Genomic DNA, 12,226 nt, shown 5'->3' on the forward strand with positions numbered 1-12,226 from the left:
ATCAAAGGTGGGAGCCGGGCTTGCCCGCGATGAGGCCCTGACAGGCGCTAAATCAGCGTCTCTATACGCAGCGAATTGGTGGACCCCGGCTGCCCGAACGGCACCCCTGCGGTAATCACCAAGGTATCGCCACGCTGCGCCATGCCCTGGGCCTGGGCAATTTCCAGTGCGGTGGAACACACCTCATCCACCTGGCGCAGCCGATCATTGACCACCGAGTGCACGCCCCACGCCACGCTCAGGCGCCGCGCCGTGGACAGGTTGGGTGTGAGGTTGAGGATCGGCGCCACGGGCCGCTCCCGCGCCGCGCGCAAGCTGGAACTGCCGGACTCGCTGTAGTTCACCAGCACCGCCACCGGCAGGATGCTGCTGATGCGGCGGATCGCGCAGCTGATGGCGTCCGACACCGTGGCATCTGCCTTGGGCCGGCTGACATCCAGCTGTGCCTGGTAGTCCGGGCCGTTTTCCACCTGGCGGATGATCTTGCTCATCATCTGCACCGCTTCCAGCGGGTACTCGCCCGAGGCGGTTTCGGCCGACAGCATCACCGCATCTGCACCTTCGGCCACCGCGTTGGCGACATCGGTGACTTCGGCGCGGGTGGGTGCCGGCGAGAAGCGCATGGATTCGAGCATCTGCGTGGCCACCACCACCGGCTTACCCAGTTGGCGGCAGGTGCTGATGATGTCTTTCTGGATCTGCGGCACGCTCTCGGCCGGCACTTCCACGCCCAGATCACCCCGGGCCACCATGATCGCGTCACTCAGTTCGGCGATTTCACGCAACCGTTGCACCGCCGAAGGCTTTTCGATCTTGGCCATCAAAAATGCTTTATCGCCGATCAGCTCGCGGGCTTCGCGGATGTCTTCCGGGCGCTGCACAAACGACAGCGCCACCCAGTCCACACCCAGCTCCAGGCCGAAGCTCAGGTCGCGGCGGTCCTTGGTGGTGAGTGGGCTCAGTTCCAACAGCGCTTGGGGGACGTTCACACCTTTGCGGTCAGACAGTTCGCCGCCATTGAGCACGGTGGTGTCGATGGCATCGGCATGCTTGGTGATTACGCGCAGGCGCAGCTTGCCGTCGTCGAGCAGCAGGTCCATGCCCGGCTCCAGGGCCGCGATGATTTCCGGGTGGGGCAGGTTGACCCGGCGTTGGTCGCCCAGGGTTTCATCCAGGTCCAGGCGCAGGGCCTGGCCGCGTACGAGCTGCACCTTGCCCTCGGCAAAGCGTCCCACCCGCAGCTTCGGCCCTTGCAGGTCCATGAGGATACCGAGCGGGTAGTTGAGCTGGCGCTCGACCTGGCGAATCCACTGGTAGCGCTGGGCATGGTCGGCGTGGTCGCCGTGGCTGAAGTTGAGACGGAAGATATTTACCCCGGACTCCACCAGCTCTCGGATGTCGTCGATACCGTCGGTGGCCGGGCCCAGGGTGGCGAGGATTTTGACCTTCTTGTCAGGCGTCATGGTTGGCAGTCTCGAGGATCAGGATGGCGCGGAAGTCGTTGACGTTGGTGCGCGTCGGCTCGGTGACGATCAAGTCGCCCAGGGCGGCGAAATAGCCGTAGCCGTTGTTGTTGTCCAGCTCATCACTGGCCGACAAGCCCAGGGCTTCGGCACGGCGGTAGCTGCAGGGGGTCATGATCGCGCCGGCGTTGTCTTCTGAACCGTCGATGCCATCGGTATCGCCGGCCAGGGCGTACACGCCGGGCAGGCCCTTGAGACTATCGGTGAGGCTCAAGAGGAATTCCGCATTGCGCCCGCCACGACCGTCGCCGCGTACAGTGACGGTGGTTTCGCCCCCCGACAGAATCACGCACGGCGCCGCCAGTGGCTGGCCGTGCTGCACGATCTGCCGGGCGATGCCGGCGTGTACCTTGGCCACATCGCGGGCTTCGCCTTCCAGGTCACCGAGGATCAGCGGGCTGAAACCGGCCCGGCGCACTTTGACCGCCACCGCTTCCAGGGATTGCTGCGGGCGGGCGATCAATTGGAAGTGGCTGCGGGCAAGCACCGGATCGCCAGGCTTGACGGTTTCCGAGGCCGGGTTCTGCAACCAACTGCGCACCGAAGCGGGGGTGTCGATGTGGTAACGCTTGAGGATCGCTAGGGCCTGTTGCGAGGTGCTAGGGTCACCGACGGTCGGGCCCGAGGCAATCACCGTGGCCTGGTCGCCCGGTACATCGGAGATCGCGTAGGTGTACACCGTGGCCGGCCACGCAGCCTTGGCCAACCGACCGCCCTTGATCGCCGAGAGGTGCTTGCGCACGCAATTCATCTCGCCAATGGTGGCGCCGGATTTAAGCAGGGCTTTGTTGATGGCTTGTTTGTCCGCCAGGGTGATGCCCTCGGCGGGCAGGGCCAGTAATGCCGAGCCACCGCCGGAGAGCAGGAAGATCACACGGTCGTCTTCACTCAGATGGCTGATCAGTTCCAGCACGCGCTGGGCCACGGCCAGGCCGGCCGCATCCGGCACCGGATGGGCGGCTTCGACCACTTCGATTTTTTTGCATGGCGCGCCATGGCCGTAGCGGGTGACCACCAAGCCCGAGACTTCGCCCTGCCAACAATCTTCGACGACCAATGCCATGGCGGCCGCGGCTTTACCGGCGCCGATCACGATCACACGGCCACTGCGGTCGGCAGGCAGGTAGGGTTCAAGGACTTGCCGGGGGTGGGCGGCATCGATGGCTGTGGCAAACAGCTCGCGAAGCAGGTGTTGCGGATCGACCGACATAAGCGGGCTCCCGGGGGATTCTTGTTATTAGAGGTGCAGCGATCGTTCCCACGCTCTGCGTGAGAATGCAGTCCGGGACGCTCTGCGCCCAAAGCGTGACGCGGAGCGTCACAAGAGGCATTCCCACGCGGAGCGTGGGAACGATCAGCGGTGTGGGTTATTTATCGCGAATCGAGAAATTCGCCATATGCTCCAGGCCCTTGATCAGCGCCGAGTGGTCCCAGTTGCCGCCGCCAATTGCCGTGCAGGTGCTGAACACTTGCTGGGTGCCGGCGGTGTTCGGCAGGTTGATCCCCAGTTCCTTGGCACCGGCCAGCGCCAGGTTCAGGTCCTTCTGGTGCAGGTTGATGCGGAAACCCGGATCGAAGGTGCCCTTGATCATGCGCTCGCCGTGCACTTCCAGGATCTTGGACGATGCAAAGCCACCCATCAGCGCTTCACGCACTTTGGCCGGGTCGGCGCCGTTTTTGGAGGCGAACAGCAACGCTTCGGCCACCGCCTGGATGTTCAGCGCGACGATGATCTGGTTGGCCACCTTGGCGGTCTGGCCATCGCCATTGCCGCCTACCAGGGTGATGTTTTTGCCCATGCTCTGGAACAGCGGCAACGCGCGTTCGAAGGTCTGCGGTTCGCCACCGACCATAATGCTCAAGGTGCCGGCCTTGGCACCGACTTCACCACCGGACACCGGGGCGTCCAGGTACTGCGCGCCGGCCTGGTTGACCTTGGCGGCGAATGCTTTGGTGGCAGTAGGGGAGATCGAACTCATGTCGATCACCACCTTGTTCGGTGACAGGCCCGCAGCCACGCCGTCGGCGCGAAACAGCACGTCATCGACTTGTGGGGTGTCGGGCACCATGACGATGATGAACTCGGCTTCCTGGGCCACTTGTTGCGGGTTGGCCAGCGCCACGGCGCCGGCGCTGATCAGTTCAGCCGGAGCCTTGCCGTGATGTTCGGAGAGAAACAGTTGATGGCCTGCTTTCTGCAGGTTGGCGGCCATGGGGTGGCCCATGATGCCGGTGCCGATAAATCCGATTTTAGCCATGATCAAAAACCTCTTTTAGTGTGGGCGCTGGCTTGCCTGCGATGGCATCACCCCCGTATGCCTGATACAGCGAGGTGTCTGCATCGCAGGCAAGCCAGCTCCCACATTGTTTTGTTTTGTGTTGTGTCAGATGGCGTTGTGGGTTTTGAGCCAACCCAAACCCGCCTCGGTAGTGGTCAACGGCTTGTACTCACAGCCGACCCAACCCGCGTAACCAATGCGGTCCAGATGCTCGAACAGGAAGCGGTAGTTGATCTCGCCGGTACCTGGTTCGTTGCGCCCAGGGTTGTCCGCCAGCTGAATGTGATTGATCTCGCCCAGGTGCGCCGCCATGGTCCGCGCCAGGTCACCTTCCATGATTTGCATGTGGTAGATGTCGTATTGCAGGAACAGATTGGCGCTGCCCACTTGCTCGCGAATCGACAGGGCCTGCGCCGTGTTGTTGAGGTAGAAGCCGGGAATGTCGCGGGTGTTGATCATCTCCATCACCAGCTTGATACCCGCCGCTTGCAGCTTCTCGGCGGCGTACTTGAGGTTGGCGACAAAGGTCTTTTCCACGGTCTCGTCATCAACGCCTTGTGGCCGGATTCCCGCCAGGCAATTGACCTGGGTGTTGCCCAAGACCTGGGCATAGGCGATTGCCAGTTTGACCCCGGCACGGAACTCCTCGACCCGGTCCGGGTGGCAAGCCAGGCCGCGCTCGCCCTTGGCCCAGTCTCCGGCAGGCAGGTTGAACAACACCTGGGTCAGGCCGTTGGCGTCCAACTGCGCCTTGATGTCGGCAGAGCTGAACTCATACGGGAACAGGTACTCCACGCCCTGGAAGCCGGCATCGGCAGCCGCTTTGAAGCGGGCAAGGAAATCCTGTTCGGTAAACAGCATGGACAGGTTGGCAGCAAAGCGCGGCATAGGGTTCTCCTTAATCGAGCAGGGAAATGGCAGTCGGCGCGTCGTTGCCGACCAGGGCCAGGTCTTCGAATTCATTGACGGCGTTGATCTCGGTGCCCATGGAAATATTGGTCACCCGTTCCAGAATAATCTCAACGATCACCGGCACCTTGAATTCTTCGATCATCTCTTGGGCGCGGCGCAAGGCTGGTTGGATCTGGCCTGGCTCGAACACACGCAGGGCCTTGCAGCCCAAGCCCTCGGCAACCGCCACATGGTCGACGCCATAGCCGTTGAGTTCGGGGGCGTTGAGGTTGTCGAAGGACAGCTGCACGCAGTAGTCCATCTCGAACCCACGCTGGGCCTGGCGGATCAGGCCCAGGTATGAGTTGTTCACTACCACATGGATGTACGGCAGCTTGAACTGTGCACCCACCGCCAGTTCTTCGATCATGAACTGGAAGTCATAGTCGCCCGACAAGGCCACCACTTTGCGGCTCGGATCGGCCTTGACCACGCCCAGTGCCGCGGGAATGGTCCAGCCCAGTGGGCCAGCCTGGCCGCAGTTGATCCAGTGGCGTGGCTTGTACACATGCAAGAATTGCGCGCCGGCAATCTGCGACAGGCCGATGGTGCTGACGTAGCAGGTGTCTTTGCCGAACACCTGGTTCATCTCTTCGTACACGCGTTGCGGCTTGACCGGCACGTTGTCGAAGTGAGTCTTGCGGTGCAGGGTGGCCTTGCGTTGTTGGCAGTCATGCAACCAGGCACTGCGGTCCTTGAGCTTGCCGGCGGCTTTCCACTCGCGGGCCACTTCAATGAACATCGTCAGCGCGGAGCCGGCGTCGGAAACGATGCCCAGGTCCGGCGTGAACACGCGGCCAATCTGGGTCGGTTCGATGTCGACATGAATGAATTTACGGCCTTCGGTGTACACCTCTACCGAACCGGTGTGACGGTTGGCCCAGCGGTTGCCGATGCCCAGCACCACGTCTGACTTGAGCATCGTCGCGTTGCCGTAGCGGTGCGAGGTTTGCAGGCCGACCATGCCCACCATCAGCGGATGGTCGTCCGGGATAGTGCCCCAGCCCATCAGGGTCGGGATCACCGGGATGCCGGTCAGCTCAGCGAACTCCACCAGCAACTCGCTGGCGTCGGCGTTGATCACGCCGCCACCGCTCACCAGCAATGGGCGTTCGGCTGCGTCGAGCAGAGCCAGGGCTTTTTCCACTTGCACACGGGTCGCCAGCGGCTTGGCCAAAGGCAACGGCTGGTAGGCGTCGATGTCGAATTCGATCTCGGCCATCTGTACGTCGAACGGCAGGTCGATCAACACCGGGCCGGGGCGGCCGGAGCGCATTTCATAGAAGGCTTTCTGGAACGCGTAGGGCACTTGGCCGGGTTCCAGCACCGTGGTTGCCCACTTGGTCACCGGCTTGACGATGCTGGTGATGTCCACGGCCTGGAAGTCTTCCTTGTGCATCCGGGCGCGGGGGGCTTGGCCGGTAATGCACAGGATCGGGATCGAGTCGGCCGAGGCGCTGTACAGGCCGGTGACCATATCGGTACCCGCCGGGCCCGATGTGCCGATGCACACGCCGATATTGCCGGCCTTGGTGCGGGTGTAGCCCTCGGCCATGTGCGAGGCGCCTTCAACGTGGCGAGCAAGGACGTGATCGATGCCACCCACCTTCTGCAAGGCCGAATACAGCGGGTTGATCGCGGCGCCTGGGATACCGAAGGCGGTATCCACACCTTCACGGCGCATCACCAGGACGGCGGCTTCGATTGCTCTCATTTTGCTCATGGTTTTGGTGCCTCTTGCGTTTTGTAATTGTATACAAGTGGTGTCTGTCCAAAGTGTATTCACGGCGAGCGGCGTTGGTCAATGCCTTTCGTAAACTGACCTTTGCGTTCGTCGGAAGCGCTTTTTTCGACGTATGGAGCCTTTGTTGGAAAATATTGTATACAAAAACAAATATCATTGTGTTCTATTTGTGTGATCGAGCATCTGGTCAAACAGACCTCACCGCGTTACCCATAACAAGATAAGGACGGCACCTATGAGCGCTTTAACCTTGAAACTCGCCACCCAACTGGCCACCCAGGCCCTTACTGCAGGCCGCACCATTTCGGCTGCGCCACTGACCATCGCCGTGCTCGACAGCGGCGGCCACCTGGTCACCCTGCAACGCGAAGACGGCGCCAGCCTGCTACGCCCGCAAATCGCCATCGGCAAGGCCTGGGGCGCCATTGCCCTGGGCAAGGGTTCACGTTTGCTGGCGCTGGACGCCCAACAGCGCCCGGCGTTTATCGCGGCGTTGAACAGCCTGGGGCAGGGCAGCGTCGTGCCGGCGCCGGGTGGGGTATTGATTCGGGATCAGAGCGGCATGGTGCTGGGCGCGATCGGGATCAGCGGGGACACGTCCGATATTGACGAGCAGTGTGCGATCACGGCGATAGAAGGAGTGGGGTTGATGGCGGATGCGGGGGTGTCGGCTTGAATCGTTCTGACTGTGAGTAAGCTATCGCAGGCAAGCCAGCTCCCACATTGGCGGTGTTCACAAATTCAACTGTGTGAGTGCAATCAGTGTGGGAGCTGGCTTGCCTGCGATGCAGTCGACTCGGTCTCCAGTCAAACCCAAATGGCATCCCACAGCGGATAGTCACCAAACTTCTTTACCAGCCCGGCCCTGAGTGGACTGGCTACGATGTAACGTGCAATCCCCTCAAGGCTTTCCTCTCGACGCACGGCATAGTCATGAAAGTCCGGTTGCCAGAGGCGACCTTGACGGCCAGCCACCGCATTCACCACTCGGGTGCTCTTGGATTTAACTTGTCGCATCAAGTCGGCAAGTGAACCTTTCTCCAGAGAAACAAGCCAATGGAAATGGTCAGGCATTACCACCCAGGCCAATGATGTTGCGAGCCCTTTATATTGGGCGATCCTGAATTGTTGTACGACCAGGCGGCCGAGTCTGAAGTCGCTGAAGATGGGCTCGCGTTCAAGGGTGTTGGTGGTGAGCAGGTAAATGCGGTTGGACTCGTTATAGCGGCCGATGCGCAGGCGTTTTGAAGCAGGTAAATCAGGCATTCCGTGGCCTCTCTTCAGATGGTGTTCTGAGAGGCTAGACTGAGGGGCGAAGGCTGATCGGCGGGCTTTTAGCAGGATGTGTCTGGATGGGCGCTATCGCGGGCAAGCCCGCTCCCACAGGGGATTGTGACCATTTTACATTTTGTGTCCGGCGCAAATCCGTGTGGGAGCTGGCTTGCCTGCGATAGCCTCGCCGCGGTCTATCAATCCGGCTCACACCCCTTGAGCACCAACCGAATAATCGTCTGCGCCGCCGCCTCATAATCGGCCTCATCCAGCTTGGCCTTGCCGGTTACCGCCGAGATCTGCCAGTCGAAATCGGCATAGGTCTGGGTGGCTGCCCAGATGCTGAACATCAGGTGGTTGGGGTCAATTGCTGCGATCAGGCCACGGTCAACCCAGCTCTGGATGCAGTCGATATTGTGCTTGGCCTGGGCATTGAGCTGTTCAACCTGGTCGGTGCTCAGGTGTGGGGCGCCGTGCATGATTTCGCTGGCGAACACCTTGGAGGCGAACGGCAGGTCGCGGGAGATGCGGATTTTGGAGCGGATATAGTTGCTCAATACTTCCTTGGGCTCGCCTTCGGGGTTGAACGGCGTGGAGGCGGCCAGGATCGGCTCGATAATGCTTTCGAGCACCTCGCGGTAAAGGTTGTCCTTGGATTTGAAGTAGTAATAGACGTTGGGCTTGGGCAGCCCGGCCTTGGCGGCGATGTCGCTGGTTTTGGTCGCGGCGAAGCCCTTGTCGGCAAACTCCTCGCTCGCCGCCCGCAGGATTTTTTCTTTGTTGCGCTCGCGAATGCTGCTCATAAACCAGACGTTTCCTTGCCATGACAGGCGGTTGCGCATGGTAGCACCGGCCATCCGCAAGCCTCAACAATCTGCCCGCAAGGCCTTGCGCCGCGCTATGCTCGCGCCATCTCTCTCTAACGGAAGTCCGGTTCATGGCAGGAAGCAGCTTGTTGGTGTTGATTGACGATATCGCGGCGGTACTCGATGACGTCGCGCTGATGACCAAAATGGCCGCCAAGAAGACATCGGGCGTGCTGGGCGATGACCTTGCACTGAACGCCCAGCAGGTCTCCGGCGTGCGCGCCGAGCGAGAAATCCCGGTGGTGTGGGCGGTGGCCAAGGGCTCGTTTATCAACAAGCTGATCCTGGTGCCGACGGCCCTGTTGATCAGCGCCTTTGCACCCTGGGCGGTGATACCGCTATTGATGCTCGGCGGCGCCTACCTGTGTTTCGAGGGCTTCGAAAAACTCGCGCACAAATTCCTGCACAGCAAGGCTGAAGATCAAGCCGAACACGCACAGTTGGCTGAAGCGGTGGCCGACCCGGCAACCGATCTGGTGGCGTTCGAGAAAGACAAGATCAAGGGCGCGATCCGTACCGACTTTATTCTTTCCGCCGAAATCATTGCCATCACCCTCGGCATCGTCGCCGACGCGCAGCTCACGCAGCAGGTGATCGTGCTGTCGGGTATCGCCATTGTCATGACCATCGGCGTATATGGATTGGTGGCCGGTATCGTCAAGCTCGACGACCTGGGGCTGTGGCTGACGCAGAAGCCGGGCCAGGTGGCGCGCAGTATTGGCGGCGCGATTCTGAGTGCGGCCCCCTACATGATGAAGAGCTTGTCGGTGATCGGCACGGCGGCGATGTTCATGGTCGGTGGTGGCATCCTCACCCATGGCGTGCCCGTGGTGCATCACTGGATCGAAACCGTGAGCCAGAGCACCGGCGCGTTGGCGTGGCTGATGCCAACGCTGCTCAATGCGGTGGCGGGGATCATTGCCGGCGCTGTCGTCCTGGCAGTGGTCAGCGTGGCTGGTAAAGGTTGGAAAGCACTGCGAGGGTGAAACCGCAGGCATAAAAAAGGCCATTCAATCGAATGGCCTTTTTTTTTATCGCTGCTGTTTACTCGGCGATCTGCAACTTGCGCGATTCGGTGTAGATATACCGCACCTTCTCATACTCGAACGGCGAGTTCATCTGGCCGTAGCGGAAGCTGGTCTGGTAGCGCTTGTCGACGGCGCGCAGGGCCCAGACTTCCGGATGGTTGGAGCTGACTTCAGACACGTTGAGGAAGTTGATCTGCGATTCGGCGCTGTAGTCCACCAGCAGGCCGCCGGTATCACGCAGGTTCGACGGCCCGAAAATCGGCAGCATCAGGTAGGCGCCACCCGGTACACCGTAGAAGCCCAGGGTCTGGCCGAAGTCTTCGCTCTGGCGCGGCAGGCCCATGGCGGTGGCCGGATCCCACAGGCCCGCGATGCCAATGGTGGTGTTGACCAGCAGGCGCCCGGTGGTTTCCAGCGAGCGGTGGCCCTTGAGCTGCAACAAGCTGTTCATCAGGTTGGGCACATCGCCCAGGTTGTTGAAGAAGTTGCTCACGCCGGTGCGCAGAAAGCTCGGCGTAACATAGCGGTAACCGTTCACCACCGGCAGGAACACCCACTGGTCGAAGCGATAGTTGAAGTGGTACACGCGGCGGTTCCACGACTCCAGTGGGTCGTAGACGTTGAGCGCGGTGAGCGTGGAACGCTCGAATTCGCGCTGGTCCAAGCCTGGGTTGAACTTGAGCTTGGTCAGCGGCTCCTTGAAGCCGTCGGCATCGACCTTGACGGGTTCTTGGGCCTTGCTGTTGTCGGCATTGGCCACGCCCGCGCACATCAGTGCGGCGAGCAGCAGAAGATATTTAGCCACGGAAGAACTCCAGCATGGCGTCGGCGTTGACGCGGTAATTGAGGTTGCCGCAGTGGCCGCCCAGCGGGTAGACGGTCAAGCGATCGCCGAAGGTTTTACGCAGGAAACCCAGGTCGCCAGGGCCGAGGATCACGTCGTCGGCGTTATGCATCACGGCGATTTTCGGGCTGTCGCGCAGGTAGTCCTTGAGTGCGTAGAGGCTGACCTGGTCGATCAGTTGCAGCAGGCTGCCGCCATCGGAACGCGCGCGCCACATCGGGATCACTTGTTCGGTGAGGTAGCAGTCGAAGTCACACTGCAGGGCACGCTTGAGGAACGGCGTGAGGCTGGTGCCTTCGGTAATCGGGTACTTGGGCGGAATAATCAGGCCACGTCGGTTGATCAAGTCCGAAGTGAAGGCAATGTCGGCGGCCGAGAAGCGGAACGAGGTGCCGATCAGCATGGCCATCTGTTCGTTGGTCAGGTGCTGCTTGGACTGCTGGAAGTCATAAAGCAGGGCATCGTTGAGGTCGATGTAGCCTTTTTGCTGGAAGTAACGCGTCAGTTTGCTCAGCACCAACTCATAGAAGGTGGTGCTGTTGTTGATGCCCTTGACCTCGGTCTGTACCAGCTTGTCGAGGTTGGTGATCGAGGTGTAGAGGTTGACCGGCGGGTTGAGCAGCAGCACTTTCTTGAAGTTGAAGCTGCGGCGGGTCTCATCCAGCTTGCTGACAAACGCCGCATCCAGGGCGCCCAGGCTGTAGCCGGTGAGGTAGAAATCGGTCACGGGCAACGAGGCGTTCTGCGCGCGTACGGCTTGCATCACGCGGTACATGTCTTCGGCGTCTTCCTGGGTGATGCCCGGGGTGGCGAAGCGCGAAGCGGCGCTGATGAAGTCGAAGCTGGTCGGCGAAGACAGCTGCACCACATGGTAGCCGGCCTGGTAATACAGCTTTTTCAGGTATTCGTTGATGCTGCTGTCAAAGCGTGCACCGGTGCCGGCGATCAGGAAGATCAAAGGCGCAGCACGGTCCTGCTTGGCAATGCGGTAGGTGAGTTTCTTCACCGCCCAGAAATTGTCCGGCAGGCTGAACTCGCGCTCGGGGCGCATCGTCAGGGTGTAGTCGGACTGGGTGATCTCGTCATCGGTCGGCAGGGTTGGCCGCAGATCGGGAGGTGTGGTGGCGATGGTCGCTTCGAACGGGTTGGTCAAAGGGTAGCCATAGCTGGCTTGGTCGATATCGACGGCCAGTGCTGACGCACTCAAAAATAGGCTGCCCAGCAAGGCAGCACAGCGCAAGGAACGGAGCATGACTTAATCCCTAAGAGGAACGGGCTGAATGAAGTTCGCAGGCTATGACCACCGCCTTGTCACCGAAGTGCCAGCACTCGGCACGAAAAGTCGGAAAAAACGTCGGAATCGGGGTAATAGTAGCGAGACGATACACTTTGCCATGCTTTGTTGAACAGATATCTGTGCGAACACCTTGCTAACGGCCGCCGTGGGATTAAGCTGGGCGCCGTTTTTGCCTATCGGAGTGCCCCATGTCCCGTCGTTTGCCGTTGATCCTGCTGCTTATTGCCCTGCCGTTATGGCTGGCCGCCAGTTATGCCGCACGCTATGGCTTCATGGAGGATGGGCAATGGGTTGGCATCTGCGCTGATGAGGCCAGCCGCTGGGAATGCCAGGTGCGTTCGAACCTGGGTTTGATGATTCATTTCAAGCTGCTGGGGTGGGCGGCGTTGATCACTTCGGTGCTGGGCTTTTTTGTACCGGGG

Annotated in this window: 11 protein-coding genes and 1 pseudogene; 3 read left to right on the top strand and 9 right to left on the bottom strand. The window is 60.8% G+C overall.

Annotation, left to right across the window (positions count from 1 at the left end):
• Nucleotides 1–47: 47 nt before the first annotated feature.
• From pyk to gcl, 5 genes are all read right to left on the bottom strand, one after another.
• Entirely contained in the window at nucleotides 48–1,463 is a 1,416-nt protein-coding gene (gene pyk / locus GIV26_RS17710) for a pyruvate kinase (RefSeq protein ID WP_236281677.1), read from the bottom strand.
• The gene (locus GIV26_RS17715; protein WP_198862254.1) at nucleotides 1,453–2,733 is read right to left on the bottom strand and encodes a glycerate kinase type-2 family protein; all 1,281 of its coding nucleotides are present in this window, start codon (nucleotides 2,731–2,733) and stop codon (nucleotides 1,453–1,455) included. The genes pyk and GIV26_RS17715 overlap by 11 nt, the downstream gene beginning before the upstream one ends.
• Nucleotides 2,734–2,890: 157 nt before the next feature.
• Nucleotides 2,891–3,781, bottom strand: a complete 891-nt coding sequence (locus tag GIV26_RS17720) for a 2-hydroxy-3-oxopropionate reductase (protein ID WP_236281679.1) — start codon at nucleotides 3,779–3,781, stop codon at nucleotides 2,891–2,893.
• 126 nt (nucleotides 3,782–3,907) lie between these two features.
• Nucleotides 3,908–4,690, bottom strand: coding sequence for a hydroxypyruvate isomerase (gene hyi / locus GIV26_RS17725; RefSeq protein WP_014717718.1), 783 nt, complete (start codon nucleotides 4,688–4,690; stop codon nucleotides 3,908–3,910).
• Nucleotides 4,691–4,700: 10 nt separating this feature from the next.
• On the bottom strand, nucleotides 4,701–6,476 hold the full coding sequence (gene gcl, locus GIV26_RS17730; protein ID WP_003189987.1) for a glyoxylate carboligase: 1,776 nt from the start codon (nucleotides 6,474–6,476) through the stop codon (nucleotides 4,701–4,703).
• A 256-nt stretch (nucleotides 6,477–6,732) separates the two neighbouring features.
• Between gcl and GIV26_RS17735 the strand changes: the two genes are divergently transcribed.
• Nucleotides 6,733–7,173 (top strand): GlcG/HbpS family heme-binding protein, encoded by a 441-nt coding sequence (locus GIV26_RS17735; RefSeq protein ID WP_020302584.1) that lies wholly within the window; start codon nucleotides 6,733–6,735, stop codon nucleotides 7,171–7,173.
• Between the two features lie 131 nt (nucleotides 7,174–7,304).
• Here the strand turns inward: GIV26_RS17735 and GIV26_RS17740 are convergent, their stop codons facing one another.
• Both GIV26_RS17740 and GIV26_RS17745 read right to left on the bottom strand, forming a co-directional pair.
• A complete protein-coding gene (locus GIV26_RS17740; RefSeq protein WP_236281681.1) occupies nucleotides 7,305–7,763 on the bottom strand; it encodes an REP-associated tyrosine transposase in 459 nt (152 codons plus the stop codon).
• Between the two features lie 203 nt (nucleotides 7,764–7,966).
• Nucleotides 7,967–8,572: a TetR/AcrR family transcriptional regulator gene (locus GIV26_RS17745; protein WP_014717721.1), complete on the bottom strand. Its 606-nt coding sequence runs from the start codon at nucleotides 8,570–8,572 to the stop codon at nucleotides 7,967–7,969.
• Nucleotides 8,573–8,706: 134 nt separating this feature from the next.
• Between GIV26_RS17745 and GIV26_RS17750 the strand changes: the two genes are divergently transcribed.
• A complete protein-coding gene (locus tag GIV26_RS17750; protein ID WP_034127188.1) occupies nucleotides 8,707–9,621 on the top strand; it encodes a DUF808 domain-containing protein in 915 nt (304 codons plus the stop codon).
• 58 nt (nucleotides 9,622–9,679) lie between these two features.
• On the opposite strand, the gene GIV26_RS17755 is transcribed toward GIV26_RS17750, so the two are convergent.
• Both GIV26_RS17755 and GIV26_RS17760 read right to left on the bottom strand, forming a co-directional pair.
• Nucleotides 9,680–10,468, bottom strand: coding sequence for an MlaA family lipoprotein (locus tag GIV26_RS17755; RefSeq protein ID WP_003189993.1), 789 nt, complete (start codon nucleotides 10,466–10,468; stop codon nucleotides 9,680–9,682).
• Nucleotides 10,461–11,759 carry a serine/threonine protein kinase gene (locus GIV26_RS17760; protein ID WP_032892643.1) on the bottom strand — a complete coding sequence of 433 codons (1,299 nt, stop codon included), beginning with the start codon at nucleotides 11,757–11,759 and terminating at the stop codon, nucleotides 10,461–10,463. The genes GIV26_RS17755 and GIV26_RS17760 overlap by 8 nt, the downstream gene beginning before the upstream one ends.
• A 233-nt stretch (nucleotides 11,760–11,992) precedes the next feature.
• Between GIV26_RS17760 and GIV26_RS17765 the strand changes: the two are divergent.
• Nucleotides 11,993–12,226: pseudogene (locus GIV26_RS17765) on the top strand (hypothetical protein); the annotation flags it as partial.

It is taken from the genome of Pseudomonas sp. PA-1-3F, from assembly GCF_021609665.1.
In the GTDB taxonomy this organism is placed as follows: domain Bacteria; phylum Pseudomonadota; class Gammaproteobacteria; order Pseudomonadales; family Pseudomonadaceae; genus Aquipseudomonas; species Aquipseudomonas paracarnis.

Excerpts from the sequence above, each read along its gene's own strand:
- pyk (WP_236281677.1), bottom strand. The coding sequence starts at position 1,463 with ATGACGCCTGACAAGAAGGTCAAAATCCTCGCCACCCTGGGCCCGGCC.
- GIV26_RS17715 (WP_198862254.1), bottom strand. The coding sequence starts at position 2,733 with ATGTCGGTCGATCCGCAACACCTGCTTCGCGAGCTGTTTGCCACAGCC.
- GIV26_RS17735 (WP_020302584.1), top strand. The coding sequence starts at position 6,733 with ATGAGCGCTTTAACCTTGAAACTCGCCACCCAACTGGCCACCCAGGCC.
- GIV26_RS17720 (WP_236281679.1), bottom strand. The coding sequence starts at position 3,781 with ATGGCTAAAATCGGATTTATCGGCACCGGCATCATGGGCCACCCCATG.
- hyi (WP_014717718.1), bottom strand. The coding sequence starts at position 4,690 with ATGCCGCGCTTTGCTGCCAACCTGTCCATGCTGTTTACCGAACAGGAT.
- GIV26_RS17750 (WP_034127188.1), top strand. The coding sequence starts at position 8,707 with ATGGCAGGAAGCAGCTTGTTGGTGTTGATTGACGATATCGCGGCGGTA.
- GIV26_RS17760 (WP_032892643.1), bottom strand. The coding sequence starts at position 11,759 with ATGCTCCGTTCCTTGCGCTGTGCTGCCTTGCTGGGCAGCCTATTTTTG.
- GIV26_RS17740 (WP_236281681.1), bottom strand. The coding sequence starts at position 7,763 with ATGCCTGATTTACCTGCTTCAAAACGCCTGCGCATCGGCCGCTATAAC.
- gcl (WP_003189987.1), bottom strand. The coding sequence starts at position 6,476 with ATGAGCAAAATGAGAGCAATCGAAGCCGCCGTCCTGGTGATGCGCCGT.
- GIV26_RS17745 (WP_014717721.1), bottom strand. The coding sequence starts at position 8,572 with ATGAGCAGCATTCGCGAGCGCAACAAAGAAAAAATCCTGCGGGCGGCG.